The sequence below is a fragment of the Blastococcus sp. TBT05-19 genome, assembly GCF_003319095.1.
In the GTDB taxonomy this organism is placed as follows: domain Bacteria; phylum Actinomycetota; class Actinomycetes; order Mycobacteriales; family Geodermatophilaceae; genus Blastococcus.
This window is the reverse complement of record NZ_QOHI01000004.1, coordinates 446,284-469,443: the sequence shown is the minus strand read 5'-3', so window position 1 is coordinate 469,443 and position 23,160 is coordinate 446,284. Positions and strand designations below refer to the sequence as shown.

The 23,160-nt window shown below is 74.0% G+C and carries 24 protein-coding genes and 1 pseudogene; 18 read left to right on the top strand and 7 right to left on the bottom strand.

The features are described 5' to 3' along the window. Positions 1–177 precede the first annotated feature (177 nt). The 7 genes from DQ244_RS13645 (at position 178) to DQ244_RS13615 (ending at position 6,362) form a co-directional block, all read left to right on the top strand. Positions 178–1,401, top strand: a complete 1,224-nt coding sequence (locus DQ244_RS13645) for a 3-deoxy-7-phosphoheptulonate synthase (protein ID WP_113812003.1) — start codon at positions 178–180, stop codon at positions 1,399–1,401. 2 nt (positions 1,402–1,403) lie between these two features. Next, positions 1,404–1,808 carry a hypothetical protein gene (locus DQ244_RS13640; RefSeq protein WP_199580382.1) on the top strand — a complete coding sequence of 135 codons (405 nt, stop codon included), beginning with the start codon at positions 1,404–1,406 and terminating at the stop codon, positions 1,806–1,808. A gap of 105 nt (positions 1,809–1,913) precedes the next feature. Further along, on the top strand, positions 1,914–3,008 hold the full coding sequence (locus tag DQ244_RS20170) for a transglycosylase family protein (protein WP_304557346.1): 1,095 nt from the start codon (positions 1,914–1,916) through the stop codon (positions 3,006–3,008). 46 nt (positions 3,009–3,054) lie between these two features. Continuing rightward, positions 3,055–3,561 carry a hypothetical protein gene (locus DQ244_RS13630; protein WP_113812002.1) on the top strand — a complete coding sequence of 169 codons (507 nt, stop codon included), beginning with the start codon at positions 3,055–3,057 and terminating at the stop codon, positions 3,559–3,561. Between the two features lie 112 nt (positions 3,562–3,673). Beyond that, entirely contained in the window at positions 3,674–4,378 is a 705-nt protein-coding gene (fabG, locus tag DQ244_RS13625) for a beta-ketoacyl-ACP reductase (RefSeq protein WP_113812001.1), read from the top strand. After that, positions 4,378–5,148 (top strand): enoyl-ACP reductase FabI, encoded by a 771-nt coding sequence (gene fabI / locus DQ244_RS13620; protein ID WP_113812000.1) that lies wholly within the window; start codon positions 4,378–4,380, stop codon positions 5,146–5,148. The genes fabG and fabI overlap by 1 nt, the downstream gene beginning before the upstream one ends. Before the next feature lie 68 nt (positions 5,149–5,216). Beyond that, complete coding sequence (locus DQ244_RS13615; RefSeq protein ID WP_113811999.1) at positions 5,217–6,362, top strand: ferrochelatase; 1,146 nt, start codon at positions 5,217–5,219, stop codon at positions 6,360–6,362. A gap of 6 nt (positions 6,363–6,368) precedes the next feature. Here the strand turns inward: DQ244_RS13615 and DQ244_RS13610 are convergent, their stop codons facing one another. From DQ244_RS13610 to DQ244_RS13600, 3 genes are read right to left on the bottom strand one after another with little or no spacing between them, the layout of a single operon-like run. Further along, positions 6,369–7,019, bottom strand: coding sequence for a hemerythrin domain-containing protein (locus tag DQ244_RS13610; protein WP_113811998.1), 651 nt, complete (start codon positions 7,017–7,019; stop codon positions 6,369–6,371). Between the two features lie 51 nt (positions 7,020–7,070). Beyond that, positions 7,071–8,522, bottom strand: coding sequence for an argininosuccinate synthase (argG, locus tag DQ244_RS13605; protein WP_113812052.1), 1,452 nt, complete (start codon positions 8,520–8,522; stop codon positions 7,071–7,073). 44 nt (positions 8,523–8,566) lie between these two features. Further along, positions 8,567–9,304, bottom strand: a complete 738-nt coding sequence (locus tag DQ244_RS13600; RefSeq protein WP_113811997.1) for a hypothetical protein — start codon at positions 9,302–9,304, stop codon at positions 8,567–8,569. 108 nt (positions 9,305–9,412) lie between these two features. On the opposite strand from DQ244_RS13600, the gene DQ244_RS13595 reads away from it, so the two are divergent. Next, complete coding sequence (locus DQ244_RS13595; protein ID WP_113811996.1) at positions 9,413–9,850, top strand: NfeD family protein; 438 nt, start codon at positions 9,413–9,415, stop codon at positions 9,848–9,850. 76 nt (positions 9,851–9,926) lie between these two features. Then, positions 9,927–11,153 carry an SPFH domain-containing protein gene (locus tag DQ244_RS13590; RefSeq protein ID WP_113811995.1) on the top strand — a complete coding sequence of 409 codons (1,227 nt, stop codon included), beginning with the start codon at positions 9,927–9,929 and terminating at the stop codon, positions 11,151–11,153. 50 nt (positions 11,154–11,203) lie between these two features. Here the strand turns inward: DQ244_RS13590 and DQ244_RS13585 are convergent, their stop codons facing one another. Together DQ244_RS13585 and DQ244_RS13580 are read right to left on the bottom strand one after the other, a co-directional pair. Continuing rightward, positions 11,204–12,139: an RNA polymerase sigma factor SigF gene (locus DQ244_RS13585; protein WP_113811994.1), complete on the bottom strand. Its 936-nt coding sequence runs from the start codon at positions 12,137–12,139 to the stop codon at positions 11,204–11,206. Further along, positions 12,136–12,627 (bottom strand): ATP-binding protein, encoded by a 492-nt coding sequence (locus DQ244_RS13580; RefSeq protein ID WP_113811993.1) that lies wholly within the window; start codon positions 12,625–12,627, stop codon positions 12,136–12,138. The genes DQ244_RS13585 and DQ244_RS13580 overlap by 4 nt, the downstream gene beginning before the upstream one ends. Positions 12,628–12,849: 222 nt before the next feature. Here DQ244_RS13580 and DQ244_RS20280 point away from each other — a divergent pair. From DQ244_RS20280 to DQ244_RS13570, 3 genes and pseudogenes are all read left to right on the top strand, one after another. Further along, positions 12,850–13,926, top strand: a pseudogene (locus tag DQ244_RS20280) (PP2C family protein-serine/threonine phosphatase); the annotation flags it as partial. Further along, on the top strand, positions 13,927–14,679 hold the full coding sequence (locus DQ244_RS20090; RefSeq protein ID WP_369832115.1) for an ATP-binding protein: 753 nt from the start codon (positions 13,927–13,929) through the stop codon (positions 14,677–14,679). 58 nt (positions 14,680–14,737) lie between these two features. Continuing rightward, entirely contained in the window at positions 14,738–15,748 is a 1,011-nt protein-coding gene (locus DQ244_RS13570) for a DNA topoisomerase IB (protein ID WP_233491379.1), read from the top strand. A gap of 117 nt (positions 15,749–15,865) precedes the next feature. Here DQ244_RS13570 and DQ244_RS13565 read toward each other — a convergent pair whose 3' ends face one another. Together DQ244_RS13565 and DQ244_RS13560 are read right to left on the bottom strand one after the other, a co-directional pair. Beyond that, a complete protein-coding gene (locus tag DQ244_RS13565; RefSeq protein ID WP_113811991.1) occupies positions 15,866–16,264 on the bottom strand; it encodes an STAS domain-containing protein in 399 nt (132 codons plus the stop codon). A 258-nt stretch (positions 16,265–16,522) separates the two neighbouring features. Beyond that, on the bottom strand, positions 16,523–16,936 hold the full coding sequence (locus DQ244_RS13560; protein WP_113811990.1) for a hypothetical protein: 414 nt from the start codon (positions 16,934–16,936) through the stop codon (positions 16,523–16,525). A 190-nt stretch (positions 16,937–17,126) separates the two neighbouring features. Here DQ244_RS13560 and DQ244_RS13555 point away from each other — a divergent pair, with 190 nt between their 5' ends. From DQ244_RS13555 to purU, 6 genes are all read left to right on the top strand, one after another. After that, entirely contained in the window at positions 17,127–17,705 is a 579-nt protein-coding gene (locus DQ244_RS13555; RefSeq protein ID WP_113811989.1) for a DUF1360 domain-containing protein, read from the top strand. 140 nt (positions 17,706–17,845) lie between these two features. Beyond that, positions 17,846–18,814 carry a Ku protein gene (locus tag DQ244_RS13550; RefSeq protein WP_113811988.1) on the top strand — a complete coding sequence of 323 codons (969 nt, stop codon included), beginning with the start codon at positions 17,846–17,848 and terminating at the stop codon, positions 18,812–18,814. A gap of 1 nt (position 18,815) precedes the next feature. Beyond that, the gene (ligD, locus tag DQ244_RS13545; RefSeq protein ID WP_233491378.1) at positions 18,816–19,784 is read left to right on the top strand and encodes a non-homologous end-joining DNA ligase; all 969 of its coding nucleotides are present in this window, start codon (positions 18,816–18,818) and stop codon (positions 19,782–19,784) included. Beyond that, entirely contained in the window at positions 19,781–20,710 is a 930-nt protein-coding gene (ligD, locus tag DQ244_RS13540) for a non-homologous end-joining DNA ligase (RefSeq protein WP_113811987.1), read from the top strand. Before ligD (DQ244_RS13545) ends, ligD (DQ244_RS13540) begins: the two co-directional genes overlap by 4 nt. A gap of 40 nt (positions 20,711–20,750) precedes the next feature. Next, positions 20,751–22,259: an HNH endonuclease signature motif containing protein gene (locus tag DQ244_RS13535; protein WP_113811986.1), complete on the top strand. Its 1,509-nt coding sequence runs from the start codon at positions 20,751–20,753 to the stop codon at positions 22,257–22,259. 24 nt (positions 22,260–22,283) lie between these two features. After that, entirely contained in the window at positions 22,284–23,159 is an 876-nt protein-coding gene (gene purU / locus DQ244_RS13530; RefSeq protein ID WP_113811985.1) for a formyltetrahydrofolate deformylase, read from the top strand. Position 23,160: the final 1 nt, after the last annotated feature.

The following is a 23,160-nucleotide window of genomic DNA, read 5'->3' as shown; positions in this document are numbered from 1 at the left end:
TCGACGGTCGACGGCGAGTGGAGAGCGGTGCCCTTGACGGGAGTCGTCGAGAGGCGGGAGACGACGGGCATGGGGCTCCATCCGGTAGGGCGCTGACCCGGCCAGCCTAGGGAGGCACCGACCGACGTCTGCTTCGCTGTTCCCCGAGGACGACGCCGGCTCGGTGACGAGCGGGTGATGACGGAGGAGGACACCGTGCCGATCCTGGACGCCGCGACCCGGGTGGCCGACCTGCTGCTGGACGCCCAGACCCGGGTGAACGGGCAGATCGACGCCGCGCTCGCCGAGCTGCTGCCCGGCATCGCGCAGCAGCTGGGTGTCACCCCGGACGACGCCGCGGATCTGGGCGACCTGGTCAACGCCCGGATCACCGGCCTGAGCGTCGTCGTCACCCCGGCCGCGGTCGCCGCCGTCGTCCCGCTGTCGCAGACCTCCGTGGCGACGACGCGGGCCGCCCGCCGGGCCATGACCGGCATCGTCACCGGTGCGGACGACCGCCTGGCCGTCATCGCCGGTCCCTGCTCGATCCACGACGCCGACGCCGCGCTGGAGTACGCCGGCTTCATCGCGCGGATGCGCGAGCGGCACGGCGCCGATCTCGAGATCCTCATGCGGACCTACACCGAGAAGCCGCGCACCGAGGTGGACTGGAAGGGGTTCGCCTACGACCCGTTCCTCGACGGGTCCAGCCGGATCAGCGTCGGGCTGGTCGCCACGCGGATGCTCATGTGCGCGATCACCGACCTCGGGGTGCCGGTGGCCGCCGAGCCGCTGAACGCCCTCACGCCGCAGTACGTCAACGGGCTGGTCACCTACAACGGCGTCGGCGCTCGCAACGTCACCGACCAGACCGCCCGCGAGCGGGTGTCGGGCTTCTCCTCGGTCGTCGGGTTCAAGAACTCGCCGGAGGGCAGCGTGGACACCGCCATCCAGGCCGTGGTCACGGCGCGCTCGCCGCACGAGTTCCTCGGGGTCGACGCCCACGGCATCTCCGCCCAGCTGTCGACGACGGGCAACGACACCGGCCACGTCATCCTGCGCGGCGCGAAGGACGGCCCCAACTACTCCGCCGAGCACATCGCGGACCTGCGGCAGCGGCTCGCCGAGCGCGGGCTCCCGCAGGTCGTGGTCGTCGACGCCTCGCACGGCAACAGCCAGAAGAACCACCTGCGCCAGATCGAGGTCGTCCACGACCTCGCCGGGCAGATCGCCGGCGGCCAGAGCGCCATCCGCGGCGTGATGGTGGAGAGCAACCTGGTGGCGGGCCGGCAGGACCTCGACCAGAAGGACCCCGGGTCGCTGGAGTACGGCCGCAGCGTCACCGACGCCTGCGTCGACCTGCCGACGACCGAGGCGATGCTCGCCGAGCTCGCCGAGGCCTCCCGGGCCCGGAGGAGCTGACCGTGGCCACGGCCGCCCGCACCGCGGCACGACTCGTGCTCGGCGCGGCCATGGTGGGGGCCGGCGTCCTGCACCTGACGGTCCAGCGCCAGGAGTTCCAGGCGCAGGTGCCCTCGTGGTTCCCGCTGGACGAGGACCTCACGGTGCTGGGCTCCGGCGTCGCCGAGATCGCGCTCGGCGCGGCGTTCCTCGCGCTGCCGCGGCGGAAGCGCCTCGTCGGCGGCCTGCTGGCGGCGTTCTTCGTGGTGATCTTCCCGGGCAACATCGCGCAGTACGTCGAGGGCACCGACGCCTTCGGTCTGGACACCGACACCAAGCGCCTGGTGCGGCTGTTCTTCCAGCCGCTGCTCGTGCTCTGGGCCTTGTACGGCGGCGGCTGGCTGCGGCGCCGCCGGGACCACTCGTAACGATCCGGCGCCGCGGGGCGGCCGCCTCGCGTGTCGGGGCGTCGACCCCACCGGCCCTGGGCACCCTGGTCGGGACGGGTGATCGGACGACGACGAGGAGACCCTGTGCGCGTTCCGCTGGGATCGGTGCCGGTCGGGCGCAGTCGCTGGGCAGGCCGGTGCGGCGGGGTCCTCGTCGCGGCGGCCCTCGGCCTGGCGACCGTCCAGGGAGCCGCCTCGGCAGCGCCGTCCGACGCCGAGGTGACCGCTGCGGAACAGGCGGCCCGGGCCGCGGTCGCCGAGGTGGGGCAGCTGCTCGCCCAGCAGGGCGCCGCGCAGGCCGCCGTCGACCGGGCGAACGCCGAGGCCGCCCGCGCCCGCGCCGAGCTCGATGCCCAGCAGCAGGCCTACGACCGGGCCGACGCCGAGGCCCTGGCCGCCCGGGTCGCGGCCGAGCGGGCCCAGGCCGAGCTGACCGCCGCGCAGGACGCCGTCGCCTCCTTCGCGCGGATGAGCTACATGTCCGGCACCACCTCGCCGGTCCTCACCAGCCTGATCACCTCGGGCAGCCCGGCGCAGGCGGTCGAGCGGGCGGCTCTCCTCGACGTCGTCGGTGCCGGACGGACCGAGGTGCTGTCCACGGTCTCGGTGGCCCGCGAGCGCGCCGTGCAGACCGAGACCGCCGTGCAGGCCGCCGTCGCCGAGGCGGGTCGCTCGCGGGAGGCCGCGCAGGCAGCGGTGACGTCGGCAGAGGCGGTCCGCACCCGCGCGGGCGAGCAGGTGGCCGCGCTGCAGGCCCAGCAGGGCGCGTTGCAGGCGCAGCTGGACCAGGCCCGGGCGACGCTGGTCACCCTCCAGGCCCAGCGCGCGGCAGCGCCCCCGGTCGCGCCGCCGCCCGTCGCCCCGCCGCCGGTGGTGCCGCGGCCCGCCCCGTCGGGCGGCTCCCCGGTGCCGGTGCCGGTGCCCGTGCCCGTGCCCACGGCGGGCAACGACTGGGACGCCGTCGCCGAGTGCGAGTCCGGCGGCAACTGGAGCATCAACACCGGCAACGGCTACTACGGCGGGCTGCAGTTCAGCCCGACCACCTGGTCGTCGTTCGGCGGGGAGTCCTACGCCCCGCGTGCCGACCTGGCCACGAAGGAGGAGCAGATCGCCACCGCGGAGAAGGTGCTGGCCAAGCAGGGGCCGCGGGCCTGGCCCACCTGCGGTCGCCTCCTCTGACAGGGGGCGTGGGCCGGGACTGGCGCGTCCTGCCACGATCGCTCGCGTGGGTGTCGACTACGTCTTCTTCCGCGCCGACGACGACGCGGCTGCCGCCGAGGCGCTGAACCGTCCGGGCGGTCCGCTCGGGTGGCCGGAGGTCACCGGCCACCGCAGGACCGGCTTCTTCCGCAAGGAGCCGATCGTCACGGAGCTCGGCCCCGGCTACCCGGCCTTCGCCAGCCGGGTGGCCGACCCCGTGGTCGCTCTCGGGACGCTCACCGAGCTGCTGACCGGCGTCGACTACGACACCGTGCTGGAGGACCCGCGGCACGGCGCCGACGTGGCCTCGACACCGACCGGCGACGTGATGGTCATGACGGTGAGCGATGCGCTGCGGGAGGCCGTCGGGTCCGCCGACGACGCCCGGCTCACCGGAGCGGCCCAGGCGTGGAGCCGCACCGAGGAGCTCGAGCACGTGGACCCGGCCGACCTGCTGGGGATGCTCCGCGAGCTGCGTGACCTCTCCCGCGGCGACGCCCACGCCAGGCTCTACGTCCACGTCTCCATGTAGGCGCCGCTGGCCTCCCGCGTGAGGCGGTGATCACGTACTCGCCGGTAGCCGGTGGGACCCGCGCCCAGGGGCTAGGTTCGGGAGGAATCGGGCGGCGGCAGGGGAGTGGCACGTGAGCAGATCGGTGCTGGTGACCGGCGGGAACCGGGGGATCGGGCTGGCCATCGCCCGCTCGTTCGCCGAGCAGGGCGACGCCGTCACCGTCACCCACCGCGGCAGCGGGGCACCCGACGGGCTGTTCGGCGTGCAGTGCGACGTCACCAGCAGCGAGGACGTCGACCGCGCGTTCAGCGAGGTCGAGGCGCACCAGGGCCCGGTCGAGGTGCTCGTGAGCAACGCCGGCATCACCCGGGACGGGCTGCTGATGCGGATGAAGGAGGACGACTTCACCGACGTCCTCGACGCCAACCTCACCGCCGCCTACCGGGTCGCCAAGCGCGCGACGCCGAAGATGGTGCGCGCCCGGGCCGGGCGGATGATCTTCGTGTCGTCGGTCGTGGGCCTGCTCGGCTCGGCCGGCCAGACCAACTACGCGGCGTCGAAGTCGGGGCTGGTCGGCCTCGCCCGCTCGATCGCCCGCGAGCTCGGCAGCCGGAACATCACCGCGAACGTGGTGGCGCCCGGCTTCGTGACCACGGACATGACCGCGGAGCTGCCCGAGGCCCGGCAGAAGGAGATCCTCGGGCAGGTGCCGCTGGGCCGGTACGCCGACGCCGACGAGATCGCCGGCGTCGTGCGCTTCCTGGCCGGCGACGCGGCGGGCTACATCACCGGGGCGGTCGTCCCGGTCGACGGCGGACTGGGAATGGGGCACTGATGGGCATCCTCGAGGGCAAGAAGATCCTGGTCACGGGGGTGCTGACCGAGGCGTCGATCGCCTTCGCCACCGCCCGGCTGGCGCAGGAGCAGGGCGCCACCGTCGTCCTGTCGAACTTCGGCCGCGCGCTGTCGCTGTGCCAGCGGATCGCCAAGCGGCTGCCGCAGGAGGCGCCGGTCGTCGAGCTCGACGTCACGAACACCGAGCACCTGTCGGCGCTGGCCGACCGGCTGCGCGAGCAGGGCTTCGACTCGCTCGACGGCGTCGTCCACTCGATCGGCTTCGCCCCGCAGGAGGCGATGGGGGAGGGGTTCCCCGAGGTCGCCTGGGAGCACGCGGCGACGGCGTTCCAGGTGTCGGCCTGGTCCTACGCCTCGCTGACCCAGGCCTGCCGCCCGCTGCTCGCCAACCCCTCCTCGGTCGTCGGCCTGACCTTCGACGCCACGGTCGCCTGGCCGGTGTACGGCTGGATGGGCGCGGCGAAGGCGGCGCTGGAGTCGACCTCCCGCTACGTGGCCCGCGAGCTCGGCCCCGAGGGCGTGCGCTCCAACATCGTCGCCGCGGGCCCGCTCCGCAGCATGGCCATGAAGTCGATCCCCGGCAGCAAGCAGTTCGAGGAGGCGTGGGAGGGTCGCGCCCCGCTCGGCTGGTCGGTCACCGACACCGAGCCCGCGGGCAAGGCCGTCGTCGCCCTCTTGTCAGACTGGTTCCCGGCCACCACCGGCGAGATCGTCCACGTCGACGGGGGCTTCCACGCCGTAGGCGTGTGAAGGGTCATAGAGCCACGCCGTCGGCGTGTGAGTGCATCCAGCGCCACCCAGCAACAGGAAGAACACACGTGCCCCGCGCCATCGTCGACATCACCCCTGCCGATCAGCGACCCGACCAGGACCCCTCGCTCGCCGTCCGCAACAACGGCGGTGCCGAGCCGTCGTCCGCCCCGGCTCCCGCGGGCCGCCGCGAGGCGCTGCTGCTGCTGTCGTTCGGTGGCCCCGAGGGCCACGACGACGTCATGCCGTTCCTGGAGAACGTCACCCGAGGCCGCGGCATCCCGCGCGAGCGGCTGGAGGAGGTGGCCGAGCACTACCACCACTTCGACGGCGTGAGCCCGATCAACGACCAGAACAAGGCGCTGCTCGCCGCGCTCGAGGGCGAGCTGAAGGCGGCCGGCGTCGACCTGCCGGTCTACTGGGGCAACCGCAACTGGGCGCCCTACGTGGAGGACGTCTGGCAGCAGATGGCCGACGACGGCATCCAGCACGCCTACGTCCTGGCGACGTCGGCGTACGCCTCGTTCTCCGGCTGCCGGCAGTACCACGAGGACATCGCCCGGGCCCGCGCCGCGATGACCGGGAGCCCGGACACCCCCGGCGGCCCGACGGCCGAGAAGCTGCCGCACTACTTCGACGCCGACGGCTTCGTGCGGGCCAACGCCGACGCGCTCGCCGCCGCGCTGGCCGAGCTCCCCGAGGACGTGCGCGACGGTGCCCGTCTCGTGGCGACCGCGCACAGCATCCCGGACACGATGGCCGCCGTCGCCGGTCCGCAGGGGCACGCCTACGAGGCCGAGCTGACCGAGACCGCCCGGCAGGTCGTCGCGCTGGCCGCCCCGGGGCGTGAGTTCGACCTGGTGTGGCAGAGCCGCTCCGGGCCGCCGTCGGTGCCGTGGCTGGAGCCCGACGTCAACTGCCACCTCAAGGCGCTGGCCGAGGCCGGGGAGAAGGCCGTCGTCCTCTTCCCGGTGGGCTTCGTCAGCGACCACCTCGAGGTCATCTGGGACCTCGACAACGAGGCGAAGGAGACGGCGGAGGAGCTCGGCCTGGCGTTCGCCCGGGCCGCGACGGCCGGCACGCACCCGGAGTTCGTCCGGTCGCTGGTCGGGCTGCTCACCGAGCGCCGCGCCGGGGGAGAGCCGCGGCTGGGCACCAACTGCCCGGCGTCCTGCTGCTTCACCCCGCCGCGCCCGCCCCGCCCCGCCGCCTGACCCCGGTCAGCGCCGCGAGGTGGACGCCCCCCAGAGGGGCGCGATGTCGCGCGTGTAGCGCCGGCCCAGCACGCGGGCGAGCACGAAGATCACCGGCGGCGGGACGGCGGACCGCAGGAAGGTGAGCTCCCGGCGCGGGATGCCGTCGGTCAGCCAGGCGAAGAAGCGCCCGGCGTCGCCCGGTGAGCGGCTGCGCAGATTCTTCTCCACGGCCTTCCACTCGGGTGAGCCGTGGTGCGGCGCCAGCTGCGGTTCGAGCTCCTCCTCCTCGTGCCGGAGGTGCCGCTCGACCACCTGGCGGGTTCGGCCGACGCTGGCCCGCGCCGCGGCGGCGTCCGCGGCCGATCCGGTGCCGGCCAGCGTGCCGAGCGCGGTGGACGTCGCGGCCAGCGCCTCGGCCATCGCCGCGTGCTCGGACTCCATCTCGGCGAGCAGCAGCGGGTCGACGCCGACCGAGGCGAGCATCGGCCAGATGTGGGTGTCCTCGCCCTCGTGGTGGTGGTGCAGCTCGGCGTGCAGGTTGGCGAACGCGCGCTCGAGCTCCACCCCGCGGGCGCAGTCGCCGTCCTGCCAGTCGCTGAGCGCCGTCGAGAGGCGGAGCAGGTCCCGACGCACGGCGGCGTGGATCACCCGGTTCATCGTCATCGGCCCGGTCATGGCGGAACGCTAGCCCCGCCCGGCCCCGTGGTGGGCCGATCCGTCGCCCCGTCAGTCGGTGCCGGCCTCCATCGCGGCGCGGTCGAGGAGCTCGTCGTGCTCGGAGACCTCACCGCGCGAGGCGATGGTCTCCGCGCCGCCCTGCACGGAGGCGTCGATCAGACCGGTCGAGGCCGCCTGGGCCGCACCGATCGCCGCGTGGGTGACCGATCCGCCGACCATGCCGATCCGCGCGTACTGCTCCAGCCGGGCCCGCGAGTCGGCGATGTCGAGGTTGCGCATCGTCAGCTGGCCGATCCGGTCGACCGGACCGAACGCCGAGTCCGACGTCCGCTCCATCGACAGCTTGTCGGGGTGGTAGCTGAACGACGGGCCGGTGGTGTCGAGCAGCGAGTAGTCCTCGCCGCGGCGCAGCCGCAGCGTCACCTCGCCGGTGACCGCCATGCCGACCCAGCGCTGCAGCGACTCCCTCAGCATGAGCGCCTGGGGGTCCAGCCAGCGGCCCTCGTACATGAGCCGGCCCAGCCGGCGACCCTCGGAGTGGTAGGTGGCGAGGGTGTCCTCGTTGTGGATCGCGTTGACCAGCCGCTCGTAGGCGATGTGCAGCAGCGCCATCCCCGGGGCCTCGTAGATGCCGCGGCTCTTGGCCTCGATGATCCGGTTCTCGATCTGGTCGGACATGCCCAGCCCGTGCCGGCCGCCGATGGCGTTGGCCTCGCTCACCAGGTCGACGGCGGAGGCGAACTCCTTGCCGTCGATGGTGACCGGCCGGCCCTGCGCGAAGCCGATCGTCACGTCCTCGGTGGCGATCTCGACCGAGGGATCCCAGAACTTCACGCCCATGATCGGGTCGACGGTCTCGATGCCGGTGTCCAGGTGCTCGAGGGTCTTGGCCTCGTGCGTGGCGCCCCAGATGTTGGCGTCGGTGGAGTAGGCCTTCTCGGCGCTGTCCCGGTAGGGCAGCCCGTGGGCCACCAGCCACTCCGACATCTCCTTGCGGCCGCCGAGCTCGGTGACGAAGTCGGCGTCCAGCCAGGGCTTGTAGATCCGCAGCGCCGGGTTGGCCAGCAGGCCGTAGCGGTAGAACCGCTCGATGTCGTTGCCCTTGTAGGTGGAGCCGTCGCCCCAGATCTGGACGTCGTCCTCGAGCATCGCGCGCACCAGCAGCGTGCCGGTGACGGCGCGACCCAGCGGCGTGGTGTTGAAGTAGCTGCGCCCGCCGGAGCGGATGTGGAAGGCGCCGCAGGTCAGCGCGGCCAGGCCCTCCTCGACCAGCGCCGCCCGGCAGTCGACCAGACGGGCGAGCTCGGCGCCGTACGCGGAGGCGCGGCCGGGGACCGAGTCGATGTCGGGCTCGTCGTACTGGCCGATGTCCGCGGTGTAGGTGCAGGGGACCGCCCCCTTGTCGCGCATCCACGCGACCGCGACCGACGTGTCGAGACCACCGGAGAAAGCGATGCCGACGCGTTCGCCGACGGGGAGGGACGTGAGCACCTTGGACACGAGCACAAGTATGCACGGTCATGCATGGTCATGCATGACCGGGGTCAGCGGGGGACGGCGTTGTAGGCCGCCGTCACCGCCTCCCGGACCGCGGTGGACAACGGCCGGAGCGCGGCGTCGCGGCGGGCGGCCTGGGCGTGGTTGACCGCGGCACCGGGTGCGTCGGTGGCCGCCAGGTCCAGGACGGCGGCCAGCCGGAGGGCGCGGCCGAGGATCGACAGCGCCAGCGGGTCGTGGTCGTGCGGCACACCCGTGCCGGGCAGGGGCCGCGCGAGGCCGGCGAGCAGCGTCGGCACCTCGGGGTGCCAGCGGGCGAGGCCCAGCTCGGCCAGCGTGCGGGCGGAGTCGGTGACCGCCAGGTCCAACGCGCCCGAGGCGGCCCGCAGCGTGCCCTCGACCGGCGGCGGGGGCGGCGCGACCCCGTCCAGGACGTACGCCGTCCAGTCGACGACGTCGTTGCCCAGGTGTGCCGGCACCAGGACGACCCGGTCGCCGACGGCGGCCTGACCGACCTCCAGCGCGGCCGGTGCCAGCCCGGGCACGGCGGGCAGCCCCCGCACGTCGCCCGGCGCCGGCAGCACCAGGCGCACACGTCGCTCGCCGAGCCCCCGCAGTGCGCTCAGCGCCTCGCCGAGCGGGACGGCGCCCTCGGTGCCGGGCAGGCCGCTCACCCGGTGGGCCTGGTCGCCGGCGACGCCGTCCAGGGTCTCGTCGAAGGAGACGCGGCCGGTCAGCCAGGCGGTCGTCCACAGGGCGAGCCGTCCGGCGGGGAAGTCGTGCACGGCAGCGAGGCTACGGTCGCCTCCCGGGCCCTGGGGCCGGCCGTCGGCGTTCCCCCAGGTGGGGCGCGGGAGATGAGATCACGACCACCCGTCTGCCAGACTCCGGCCATGGCTGCCTGGGTGATCTGGCTGATCGGTGCCGTCGCGCTCGCCGTCGGCGAGGTCCTCACGCTCGACCTCGTGCTGCTCATGCTCGCCGGTGGCGCACTGGGCGGTCTGGTCGTCGCCCTCGCCGGCGGGGGAGCGGTGCTGCAGGTGCTGGCCTTCGTCGTCGTGTCCGGACTGCTGCTCGGCGGCGTCCGCCCTCTGGCCAGGCGCCACCTGGAGAACCGGACCCCGCTGCAGCTCGACGGCATCGAGACGCTCATCGGCAAGACCGCGCGGGTCACCCGGGACGTCGACCACTCCGGCGGGCGCATCGCGCTCGGCGCCGACGAGTGGACCGCCCGCAGCCAGTCCAGCGGCGAGACCTTCCCCGTCGGCGACACCGTGCGGATCCTCCAGGTCGACGGCGCGACGGCCGTCGTCGGCGACGCGCTGGAGTGAAGAACACGCCGGGGTGCTGACCCGGCGGACCGGACCGGGCAGGATCTGCACCGACCCCCGATGAAGGGAGCCTGCCGTGGAACCGGCGCTCATCGCACTGCTCGTGATCGCCCTGCTCGTCATCGTCGTGCTCGCCAAGAGCGTGACGATCGTGCCGCAGGCCCAGGCGAAGGTCATCGAGCGGCTGGGCCGGTACAGCCGGACGCTGTCGCCCGGGCTGTCGATCCTGGTGCCGTTCGTCGACCGGGTGCGGGCGACGATCGACCTGCGTGAGCAGGTCGTCTCGTTCCCGCCGCAGCCGGTCATCACCGCCGACAACCTGCAGGTCGGCATCGACACCGTCGTCTACTTCCAGGTGACCGACCCGCGGCTGGCCGTCTACGGCATCGCGAACTACATCACCGGCATGGAGCAGCTGACCACCACCACGCTGCGCAACGTCGTGGGCGGGCTGAACCTCGAGGGTGCGCTCACCGGTCGCGACGGCATCAACAGCCAGCTCCGCGAGGTCCTCGACGGCACGACCGGTCCGTGGGGGCTGCGGGTGGCCCGCGTCGAGATCAAGGCGATCGACCCGCCGCACTCCATCCAGGACTCGATGGAGAAGCAGATGCGCGCCGACCGCGACAAGCGCGCGGTGATCCTCACCGCCGAGGGGCACCGCCAGGCGGCGATCACGTCCGCCGAAGGAGAGAAGGCCTCGGCCATCCTCTCCGCCGAGGGCCGCAAGCAGGCGGCCATCCTGGAGGCCGAGGCGGAGCGGCAGAGCCGGATCCTGCGCGCCGAGGGTGAGCGGGCAGCGCTGTACCTGCAGGCGCAGGGCCAGGCCAAGTCGATCGAGACGGTCTTCCAGGCCATCCACGACGGCAAGCCCGACCAGGGGCTGCTGGCCTACCAGTACCTGCAGACGCTGCCGCAGATCGCGCAGGGCGACGCCAACAAGATGTGGATCGTCCCGAGCGAGTTCAGCAAGGCGCTCGACGGCCTGGCCAACCTCGGCGGCGCCGCCGGGGGCAAGTCGTGGATGGACGTCGCGCCGTCCTCCGAGGGCGGCGACGGCGGCGGCGGCGCGAAGCCCGGGCTGGACACCAGCAGCTGGTTCGAGTCGCAGCTGCCCCGCGCGGCCGACCAGCCCGAGGCGAAGATCGAGCTGTCGAGCATCACCGACAGCGCTCCGGCGGTGCCGACGCCGCCGCCGCTGTCGGAGGTGACCGCCGACGTGCGGGCCAGCGGCCCGGCCGCCGACCCCGCCGTCCGCGAGCAGTTCGACGTGCCCGACCAGGGCGAGGCGCCGCCTCGCTGACCCCCGACGCACGACGGGCCGGCACCCCCAGGGGTGCCGGCCCGAAGTGTCTAGTCCTTGAGGAGACCTTCGCGGAGCTTGGCCAGCGTCTGGCTGAGCAGCCGGGAGACGTGCATCTGCGAGATGCCGATGTCCGCGGCGATCTGCGACTGGGTCATGTTGCCGAAGAACCGCAGGATCAGGATGCGGCGCTCGCGGGCCGGGATGGTGGCCAGCAGCGGCTGCAGGGACTCGCGGTACTCCACGCCCTCCAGCGCCGCGTCCTCCTCGCCCAGCGTCGCCGCCAGGGTGGGGGAGTCGTCCTCGCCGGAGAGCCGCTCGTCGAGCGAGCTGCTCCGGTAGGCGTTGGCCACGGCGAGCCCCTCGAGCACCTCCGCGCGCGGGATGCCCAGGTGCTCGGCCAGCTCGCTGGGCGTCGGGGCACGGCCGTTCTTCTGGGCCAGCTCGCCCACGGCCGAGTTCAGCGACAGGTGCAGCTCCTGCAGCCGGCGCGGGACCCGCACCGACCAGCCCTGGTCGCGGAAGTGCCGCTTGATCTCACCGGTGATCGTCGGCACCGCGAAGGAGAGGAACTCCACGCCACGGGTCGGGTCGAACCGGTCGATGGCGGCGATCAGCCCGAGCGTGCCGACCTGCAGCAGGTCGTCGAAGGGCTCGCCGCGGTTGCTGAACCGGCGGGCGAAGTGCCGGACGAGGGGCAGGTGCTCCTCGACCAGGACTTCGCGCAGCCGCTCCCGGCGCGGGTCCTCCTTGTCGAGCGACGCCAGCTCGGCGAACAGCGGTGCGGTCCGCTCGGCCCGCTTCCGGTTCTCCGACATCGGGACGGCCTCGGGCTCCACGGCCGGCTCGACGACGGGTACCTCGGCCGCCGGCTCCGCGGCGTCGTCGGACGTGCTCACGGCCGGCGGGGGCGCCGGCTCGTCGTCCTCGCCCGGCCGGGCGTCCAGCGGCTCCTCGACGGAGTCGGGGGCTGCCGAGGGGGTCACCGGGCCACCGAGAGGTTCTGGTCGCTGCCCACCCCGGCCGGCTGCTGACCGGGCAGGAACTTGTCCATGGAGATGATCGCGACCGGCTCCGAGCCGCCGTTGCCCGCGGGCACCTCGGCCTGGGTCGACCGGCGGCCCTCGACGGCGTCGACCAGCGCAGCCAGCACCGCCCAGCCGAAGCCGTCGGTGGGCACCTCGGTGCCGTCGGCGGTGGGGACCCAGGCGTCGATGTGCAGCCCGGCCCGCGTGGTCTCGAAGACGACGGTCAGCGGGGCGTCGCCCTCGACGATGGTGCTGAGCGTCGCGCAGGCCTCGTCGACGGCGAGGCGCAGGTCCTCGACGGCGTCCAGGTCGTAGTCCATGCGCATCGCCAGGTCACCGGCCATCGCCCGGACGGCGGGCAGCTGGGTCGCGGTGGTGGGCACGCGCAGCTCCAGCCGTTCCGGGCGCCGCGCGTCCTGCGCGAGGGGGCCCCTCGAGTCGACCATTCGTCGTCCGCTCCTTCGTTCCCGGCGCGCTCGGCCTTCGAGCCGCGGCGGTCCATCCTGTCCGGGAGCCCGACCCCGGTGGGGCGGACCGTCCTCCGGGTCACTGCACAAGGGGGCTGGTTACCCCCGGGAGCAGTCTCGGGAAACGTGGTCGTCCCCACGGGGCGACAAGCCCCGGGGCGCGGTTGCCGCGCCTCCCACCCTGCTGTTCCCTGGCCGGAGATGAGCGCCAGTTCCGGCAGTCTGCCACCCGCTTCCGACGGCCCCTGGGACGAGGGTTCCGCCGTGCTCGTCGCTGCCCTGGAGGCGGCGCCGCAGGCGATCTTCTTCCTGCGCGCCGACTCTCCCGAACCCCTGTGGCGCAACGCCCGGGCGCGCGAGCTGCCCGGAGGGCACGACGGCCTCCCGGAGGTCGCCGGCCGACCGGTGACCGACGCGGTCCAGGCGGCCCTGCGCAGCGGCCGCGCCGAGACGGTGATCGGGCCGCTGGGCGCGGACGGGCCGGAGACGGCCGCGACCGCGCGGCCGCTCGCGGTCGACGGGGAGCCCGCGGCGATCCTGGTGCTGGAACCGGTCGTCGGGGACGCCGGCGACGACCTGCACCAGGCGCAGCGGTCGCTGCTCCCGCCGTCCCTGCCCATGCTGCCGGACCTGCGTCTGTCGGGCAGCTACCACCGGGCCACCGAGGCGGCGGCCGCCGGCGGGGACTGGTACGACGCGGTGCCCCTCGGCAAGGGGCGGCTGGCCCTCGTGGTCGGCGACGCCGTCGGGCACGGGGTCGCCGCCGCCGGGGCGATGAGCCGGCTCCGCGGCGCGCTGCGCTCCACGCTGCTCCGCGAGCACCACCCCGGCGCGGTCCTCGCCACCCTGGACGCGTTCGCCGCCGACATGGACGACGTCGAGGGCACGTCGGTCTTCTAGGGCGTCCTGGACGTCGACACCGGCCGGCTGGCCTACAGCGCCGCCGGGCACCCCGCTCCGCTGGTCGTGGGCCCTGCGGGGGAGATCGACTGGCTGCCCGTCACGCCGCGGCCGCCGCTGGGCAGCCTGCCCGGGGCGCCCTCGCCGGTGCACGAGCACGTGCTGGCCCACGGCGCCACCCTGGTGCTGTTCTCCAACGGCGTCGTCGCCGGCGACGACGGGCTCCCCGCCGAGGCCCTCGACCGCCTCGGCGAGGTGTCCCGCGAGGTGCTGGAACGGTCCGGCGAGCTGGACGCCGAGGCCGCGGCAGGCCTGGCTCGCGAGATCGCGGAGGGGGTGCGACGCCCGCACGGCTGGCTCGACGACGTCGCCGTCCTGGTGGTGCACCGCCGGGCGGCCACCCAGCAGACGCTGCGGCTCGACCTGACCGCCGTGCCCCAGGCGGTTCCCGGGATCCGCCGGCGGCTCAGCGCCTGGCTGACCGAGCTGGGCGTCGGGGAGCAGGACCGGGTCGGGATCATGGTCGCCGCCGGCGAGGCGTGCGCCAACGCCGCCGAGCACGCCTACCGGGGCACCGAGCCCGGTCCGATGTCGGTGACGGCGGCGGTCGACATCGACGGTGTGCTCACCATCGCCATCCGCGACGAGGGCACCTGGCGCCCACCGGACCGCGACCCCGGGGACCGCGGCCGGGGCCTGCTGATCATGCGCCAGCTCGTCGACAGCGTGACCCTCGTCGAGGACCACGGCACGACGGTCACCCTGAGCTTCCGGTTGCGCCAGACTCCGGACGCGGACCTGGACCAGCCGCGCACCGCCGAGAACGTCGACGTGGTGGTCGACCGCGAGGGGGAGCGGCCGGTGGTCCGGGCGCGCGGCCCCGTGGACGCCCTCTGCGCCGAGCAGCTGCGGATCCGCATGCTGGAGGCCAGCCACGGCGGTGCCGCTCCCATGGAGCTCGACCTCGCCGGCGTGACCCTGTTCAGCAGCGCGGCGGTGCGGGTGGTGCTGGCCGTCGCCCGGATCGCCCGCGACGAGGGCTGGCGCCTCGCCGTGCACGCGCCCGAGGGCGGGGTGACCCGGCACGTGCTGGAGATCAGCGGGCTCGCCGGGCTGGTGGACCTCCGCTGACCCGGCGCCGACGGGGGACCGGCGTTTGCGGAACGCCTCCGGTGCACATGGACCGCCCGTGAGACTGCGGCGGAGCGACGTGCACGGCCCGGGCCTCCGGCGGCGGCGCGCCGGACGCGGCTTCGCCTACTACGACACCGACGGCGCGCTCCTCAAGGACGACGACACGCTCGACCGCGTCCGCGGACTGGCGATCCCGCCGGCCTGGAAGGACGTCTGGATCTGCCCCTGGCCCAACGGCCACATCCAGGCCACCGGGCTCGACGTCGCCGGCCGCCGCCAGTACCGCTACCACGACCAGTGGCGCATCAAGCGGGACGCGGCGAAGCACGAGCGGGTGCTGGAGATCGCCCGCCAGCTCCCGGACGTGCGGGACGCCGTGAAGGCCGGGCTGCGCACCCGCGGCCTCAACCGCGACCGGGTCCTGGCGACCGCCATCCGGCTGCTCGACCTGGGGGCGTTCCGGGTGGGCAGCGAGCAGTACGAGGAGGAGAACGGCACCTTCGGGCTGGCGACGCTCAAGCGCTCGCACGTGTCGGTGCGCGGCGAGCGGACGTTCTACTCCTACGTCGCGAAGGGCGGCATCGAGCGGGAGGTGGAGGTCACCGACCGGCCGACCGCCACCGTCGTGCGGCAGCTGCTGGAGCGGCCGGCCGACGCGGGGGAGGACCTGCTGGCCTACCAGACCGACGACGGCGAGTGGCGGGACGTCACCAGCACGGAGATCAACGCCTACCTCAAGGAGATCAGCGGCGCGGAGATCTCGGCCAAGGACTTCCGCACCTGGACGGCGACCGTGCTGATGGCCGCAGCGCTGGCCGAGGCGCCGCCGCCGACGTCCAAGACGGCCCGGAAGAAGGTCGTGACCGCGGCGTACAAGCAGGTGAGCGAGCAGCTGGGGAACACGCCCGCGGTCTGCAAGGCGAGCTACGTGGACCCGCGGGTGGTCGACCGGTACGAGCACGGCGAGACGGTGGCGCACGCCCTGCGCGAGGCCGACGAGGCCGACGCCGACCGGGACACCCAGAAGGTGCTCGAGCAGGCGGTCTGCCAGCTCCTGTCGGCCTGAACGGACGACGAAGGCCCCGCCGGATGACCGGCGGGGCCTTCGTGACGTGCTGGAACGGCCACCCTTCAGGGGCCCGCGCCGAGCCTGCGAGGCGCGGGGGGAAAGGGTGGTCCTTCCTCAGCGGGCGGGGCTGTCGGCGATCGTGAAGAGGTCGATCAGGCCGGTGACCTCGAGCGGGCGGGTCACGGCTCGGGTCGTGGCGATCAGGCTCAGCGCCACCTCGCGGCTGCGGGCGGACTTCTGCGTCTCCACCAGCACGGCCAGGCCGGCCGAACCCAGGAACTGGACGCCCGACAGGTCGATCACCAGTTCGCGCGGCGACTGCTCGAGCTGGCTGTCCAGCGTCGAACGCAGCACCGGGGCGGTGAAGGTGTCCACCTCGCCGACGACCGTGACCGTGACAGCGCCGTCCTCACCGGTGGAGGTCGAGAGCGTGATCACGTCGTCGAAGGGTGCCTCGGTGCCCTCGCTCGACACGTCGGGCTGCCCCTCGGCAGGCAAGTCGGAAGTGGTCACGGACAATGGCTCCTCTCGGCGGCACCGGGCGGCGGGCCGCCCGGACAATCTACCGCTGTGCGCGCTGGGGGCCAGGAGGCCCCCGGTGCGCCGGTGATCGAACGTGTGACGCGCCGGACCAGCGTCCGGCACGGCGCGGCTACCTGCTGAACCGCTGACCCAACGTAGACAACCTGCCGCGCGCACGCCAACCCGCCCCCCGGGACACACCCTCGGGGGTGTTCGGGGAGCGGGTCGGCGGGAGGAGCCGGCGGTCGGTCAGCCGTCGGTGACGTGCACCGCGCGCTCCTCGGGGCCCTCGCCGCCGACGGGCAGGTCCGCGGTGGCCTCGACGTCGTCGGCGGTGCGGTTGGTGCCGGAGTCGCTGACCGGCGTCGTGGACGTGTCCTGCTCCAGCTGCGCGTCGGCGCGGTCCGGGTCCTCGGCCGGGCGCACGTCGAGGGCGCCGTCGGGGACCTCGCGGTCCAGGCGGCCGCTCAGCGACTCGCCCTCGGACTGCTCGAAGGCGGTGGTGCCGAAGTCCGCGCTGGCCCCGGCCCGCTCGCCGGGGAGCGCCTCGAACTGGGGGTCCTCGGCGGTCTGCATGGTGGGCGAGTCGTCCTGGGCGGTCTCCGGGATGCCCTCGTCCTCGGGGAAGACGTCGCGCGCGGTCTGGCCCTCGGGCTGCGTCATGCGGTGCCTCCGTCTCTGCGCGTTCTGCGCGGTGTCCGTCGTGGCGTCCTCGCGGACGCCGGAGCCGGTCGGTGGACCGGCGTCTGACCTCCGCCCTACCCGGGTGCCGGGAGGGCATGCGCCGGTGTGCCCCGCCGCACGTCGCCGGCCCGGCGGCATGGGCGTGCCTCCGGCGGGTAGCGGGGGAGGCATGGCGATCGCAGACCAGGTGCAGCAGCGGGTCGGGACACCCCTCCGCAGGTGGGCACGGACCCAGAAGCGCGAGTACACCCAGGGCGAGGCCCGCCCGCTGGGCGCCGACCTCGGCGCCATGGGCGTGTACGTGGGCCTGGTGGCCGGCGGGGCGGCCGCGGTGCGCGCCTCGGGCCGCGAGCTGCCGGAGCGGATCCCGCTCGGCGACGCCGCCCTGCTGACCATCGCGACCTTCCGGCTGGCCCGGCGGATCGCCAAGGACCCGGTGACCGCACCGGTCCGGGCGCCGTTCGTGAAGTTCGAGGGACCCTCGGGTCACGCCGAGGTCGCCGAGGAGGTGCGCGAGCACGGCGGGGTGAAGCACGCGGTGGGCGAGCTGCTCACCTGCCCGTTCTGCCTGGCCCAGTGGGTGGGGACGGCGTTCGTGTTCGGCTACGTGAGCGCACCCCGGGCCACCCGGCTCGCCGCCCTCACGATGACCACCGTCGCGGGCTCCGACGTCCTGCAGTTCGTCTACGACGCGATCCAGAACGGCGCGCTGGCGCCGACCGAGCCCGAGGCGGGCGTCGAGACCTGAGCGGTGCCGCCTGTCGCCCGGAGGAGGGAGCCGGCGCGTCGTCCGGGCTGCCACGGGTACCGCCCGGGACCTATCCTGCGATCTTGACCCGTCCCCGGGTCCTGGAGCGCCCGGACGGCTGGGTGCGGAGGAGGAACGGCATGCGATCGATCTGGCGCGGTGCCGTGTCCTTCGGGCTGGTCAGCATCGGTGTGAAGCTGTACTCCGCCACCGAGGACAAGGACATCCGCTTCCACCAGGTGCACGCCGCCGACGGTGGCCGCGTGAAGTACAAGCGGGTCTGCTCGATCGACGGCGAGGAGGTTGAGTACGCCGACATCGCCAAGGGCTACGAGCTGCCCAGCGGCGAGGTCGTCATCCTCACCGACGAGGACTTCGACGAGCTGCCGCTGACCACCCGGCGGGAGATCGAGGTCCTGGAGTTCGTCGACCAGTCCGAGATCGACCCGATCATGTTCGAGAAGACCTACTACCTCGAGCCCGACGGCCCCGCGGCCCGGCCCTACGTCCTGCTGCGCGACGCGCTGGAGAACGCCGGCCAGGTGGCGATCACCAAGATCGCGCTGCGCCAGCGGGAGTCGCTGGCCGCCCTGCGGGTGCGCGACGGGATCCTCGTGATGCACACGATGCGGTGGCCCGACGAGATCCGCACGCCCGACTTCGCGTTCCTGGACGAGGACATCTCGGTCCGCCCGCAGGAGCTGAAGATGGCCGAGGCGCTCATCGGCTCCATGACGGCGGAGTTCGACCCGTCGGAGTTCACCGACGAGTACCGCGAGGCCATGACGGCGCTGCTCGAGGCCAAGCAGAGCGGTGGCGAGGTGGCCCAGGTCCCCGAGGCCCCGGACGACGGCGCCGCGGTGGTCGACCTGATGAGCGCCCTGCGCCGCAGCGTCGAGCGCGCCCGGGGCGGCGCGGCCGACGACGAGCCGGAGGAGAAGCCGGCCGCCACCAAGAAGGCCGCGCCGAAGAAGGCCGCCGCCGAGGACGAGGCGCCGGCGAAGAAGGCCCCGGCGAAGAAGGCCGCCGCCAAGAAGACCGCCCCCGCGAAGAAGACCGCGGCCGCCGGCGACAAGCCGCCGGCCAAGCGGGCCCGCCGCAGCGCCTGAGGTGCCGGCACCCGAGCCGACCGGCCTCCCGCTGCCGATGCTGGCGGTCGCCGGCTCCCTGCCCGCCGAGGACGGCGGATGGGGCTACGAGTTCAAGTGGGACGGCGTCCGCGCGCTCGCCGGCGTGCGGGACGGGCGGCTGACGCTGGCCTCCCGCAAGGGCACCGACATCACCGTCCGCTATCCGGAGGTGTCGCGGCTCCCGGCTGCGCTGTCCGGTCGTGACGCCGTCATCGACGGCGAGGTCGTGATGATGGACGCTGCGGGCCGGCCGGACTTCGGAGCGCTGCAGAACCGGATGCACCGCACCGGGCCCGAGGTGCCGCGGATGGCGGCTGCCGCGCCGGTGACCTACCTGGTCTTCGACCTGCTCGCCCTCGACGGTGCCGACCTGCGCACCCGCCCCTACGCCGAGCGGCGGGCGCTCCTCGACGAGCTGGCCCCGGCGGGCGGCCGCTGGGTGCTGACCCCGTGGTGGCCGGGCTCCGGCGCGCAGGTGCAGGCGGCCAGCGAGGAGAACGGCCTGGAGGGCGTCGTCGCCAAGCGGCTGGACTCCCCCTACCGCGAGGGTGCCCGCAGCCCCGACTGGCGCAAGGTCAAGAACTTCTTCACGCAGTCCGTCGTCGTGGGCGGCTGGCGGCCCGGTCAGGGCCGGCGCTCCGGCACCATCGGTTCGCTCCTGGTGGGGGTGCCCGACGACGAGGGCCGGCTGGTCTACGTCGGCCACGTGGGCACCGGGTTCACCGACCAGGCCCTCCGCGACCTGCAGCGGCTGCTGGTGCGCCGGACGTCGTCCCCCTTCGACGGCGTGCTGCCGCGCGAGGTCACCCGCGACGCGCACTGGGTCGAGCCCGACCTGGTCGGCGAGGTGGCCTACGCCGTGTGGACGGCCGACGACCGGCTGCGGCACCCGTCCTGGCGCGGGGTGCGGGACGACCTGGAGCCCGACGACGTGGTGCGGGAGTCATGAGCCCCGCCAAGCAGCGGGTGGAGATCGGCGGGCGGCAGCTCGGGGTCTCGAACCTGGAGAAGGTGCTGTTCCCCGAGGTGGGCTTCACCAAGGCGCAGGTCATCGACTACTACGTGCGGATCGCCCCGGTCCTGCTCCCGCACGTCGCGGGGCGGCCGGTCACCTTCACCCGCTGGCCCGACGGCGTCGAGGGTCAGGCGTTCTACGAGAAGAACAGCGCCCGGCACGCGCCCGAGTGGGTGCGCCGGGTGACGATCCCGAGCCCGGGCAGCTCACGGGGCCGGGAGACGCTGGACATGGTCGTGCTGGAGGACGTGCCGGACCTCGCGTGGGCGGCGAACCTCGCGGCGCTGGAGGTGCACGTCCCGCAGTGGCAGGTCGACGACGACGGCGTGCCGCAGCTGCCCGACCTGCTGGTGCTCGATCTCGACCCGGGTCCGGAGACCGGCATCCTCGAGTGCTGCCGGCTCGCCGAGCGGCTGGGCGAGCGACTGGAGGCCGACGGCCTGGACCCGGTGGTCAAGACCTCGGGCTCCAAGGGGATGCAGGTGTACGCGCCGATCGAGGTGGCCGACCGGGAGCACCCGAGCCGGTACGCGAAGCAGCTGGCGCAGGAGCTCTCGGCCGAGACGCCGGACGACGTCGTCTGGCGGATGGAGAAGGTGCTGCGCCCGGGCAAGGTGCTCGTCGACTGGAGCCAGAACAACACCGCGAAGACGACGGTGGCGCCGTACTCGCTGCGGGCGCGCGCGGGGGCGACGGTGTCGACGCCGATCGGCTGGGACGAGGTCGACGCGGTGCGGGACGGCTCGCTGGACCCGGCGGAGCTGCGGTTCACCACCGACCAGGTGCTGGCCCGGGTGGAGGAGTACGGCGACCTGTTCGACGTCGCGGGTGCCCGCCGTGCTCCGCTGCCGCGGGCCTGAAAGTCGAGGAACTGTCGTACCCCGAACGTATGTTCGGGTCATGTCGACGGCCGGTGCGGAACGCTCCCTCGTGGAGGGTGCGCTGCTGGGCTGGCTCCTGGAGCAGTCACCGTCGGTCGGCCGCCTGCCGGTGGACCTGTTGTCGGCCTCCGACATCGCCACGGAGCTGGAACGGGTGCAGGCGCGCAAGGCCATGGAAGCCGCCTACGAGGCGGAGCTGGTCATGGCGCTGGCCGCCATGCGGCCCGACACCGACGACCCGCCGCCCGGTCATCCGGGCGCCCGCCGGCGGGGAGGCGGCTCGCCGGTGCCGGGTACGTCGGAGTTCCTCCCCGACGAGCTCGCGGCCCCGCTGAACTGCTCCCGGGCCTTCGCCGCCGGCGTGCTCGCCGACGCGTACCAGGTGCTGGGCCGGATGCCGGCGGTCTGGCAGGCGTGCAGCGACGGCGTCCTCGACTGGTACCGGGCCCGGGTCTTCGCCGACGTGCTGGGGTCCGCCTCCGACGACGTCGTGGCCGCGGTGGTGCCAGCACTGCTGCCTTATGCGGCAGGGCTGTCAGCCGGTCAGTTGCGCCGGCGTCTGGTGGCTGCCGCGATCGCCGCCGACGAGGAGTTCGCCGAGAAGCGGCGCCAGGAGGCCGAGCGTCGCGCCGGGGTGCGGGCGTACCCGACCGCCGACGGGATGTCGGTGCTGGCCAGCGAGCTGCCGTCGGCGGTGACGGCTGCGATGTGGTCCGTGATCGACCAGGCTGCCCAGCTGGCCCGGACCGCCGGCGACGACCGGCCGATCGGGGTGCTGCGTGCCGAGGCGCACGCGGCCCTGGTGCTGGAGCCGCAGGGGGGCGCCGGCTCGCGCTTCACCGGCCACGTCACGGTGCTCGCCCCGCTCGCGGCACTGCGCGACCGGGGACCGGTCCCGGCCACCCGCGAGGACCTCGGCGCCGGCGACGGGCCGAGCGTGGACGGATGTCCGATCACCGCCGCGCATCTGCGGGAGCTGATGGCCGAGATCGGGGCACTCGGGGTGCAGGCGCCGCCGGGCGGCAGCCTCGCGGTGGCGATCACCGACGAGCACGGCAGGCTGCTGGCCACCTCGACGCCGGCCGAGCTGGCCCGGCTGGCCGCCCGTGGCTGCCCGGTCCACGGTCGGGAGGCGGCGTGCGGCTGCCCGCTGCTGGGGCGGCCGGCAGATCGGGCCGGCTACGACCGGTCCGCCGCCCAGGAGCGGTTCCTCCGGCTGCGGGACCGGACCTGCCGCCATCCCGGGTGCTCTCGCGCCGCCGGTCGCACCGACCTCGACCACGTGGTGCCCTACGACTGCGGCGGCCGCACCAGCTGCGACAACCTGTGCTGCCTGTGCCGCACCCACCACCGGCTCAAGACCTTCGCCCGGGGATGGCGGTTCGTGCTCGCCCCCGACGGCACCCTCTCGGTGACCACACCGTCGGGCATCACCCGCACGACGCGACCACCGGGCCTGCGTCGACGGCAGCTGGCGCTGCCGGCGCCGGTGCCGCCGGCCGGGGACGACTCACCGCCACCGTTCTGATGCAGGTCTGGAAGCATCCTGATCATGGCTTCTTCGCAGGACCTCCAGCCGACCGACGCCGGGCGGCTGGTCGTCCGCTGCCCCGACCGTCCCGGGATCGTCGCGGCGATCAGCGGGCTGATGGCGGAGGTCGGCGCCAACATCACCGACTCGCAGCAGCACTCCTCGGACCCCAGCGGCGGCACGTTCACGCTGCGGCTGGAGTTCGTCCTCGCCGATCTGGCCGGCCGTCGCGCGGAGCTGGAGAAGCGCCTGGGCGAGCTGGCGGGGGAGTGGCAGCTCACCTGGCGGCTGGTCGAGGCCACGCACCGCCCGCGGGTCGCGGTCTTCGTCAGCCTCACCGACCACGTGCTGCAGGAGCTGATCTACCGGGTCAACGCCGGTGACCTCCAGGCCGACATCGTCGCCGTCGTCTCCAACCACCCCGACCTCGAGCCGGTGGCCACGGCCGCGGGCATCCCGTTCCACCACGTACCGGTGACGCCGGAGACCAAGGCCGACGCCGAGGCCCGCGCGCTCGAGCTCGTCGGCGACGTCGACCTCGTGGTGCTCGCGCGGTACATGCAGATCGTCTCGCCGGAGTTCTGCGCCCGGTTCCCGGAGCGGCTGATCAACATCCACCACAGCTTCCTGCCGGCGTTCGTCGGCGCCAACCCGTACCGGGCGGCGCACGACCGCGGCGTAAAGCTCATCGGGGCCACCGCGCACTACGTGACCGCGGAGCTCGACGCCGGGCCGATCATCGAGCAGGAGGTGGCCCGGGTGGACCACCGCGCGACCGTGGAGGACATGCGCCGGGTGGGCCGCTACGTCGAGCGCCAGGTGCTCGCCCAGGCGGTCACCTGGCACGTCGAGGACCGGGTCATCGTCGAGGGGCCGCGCACCATCGTCTTCGCCTGAG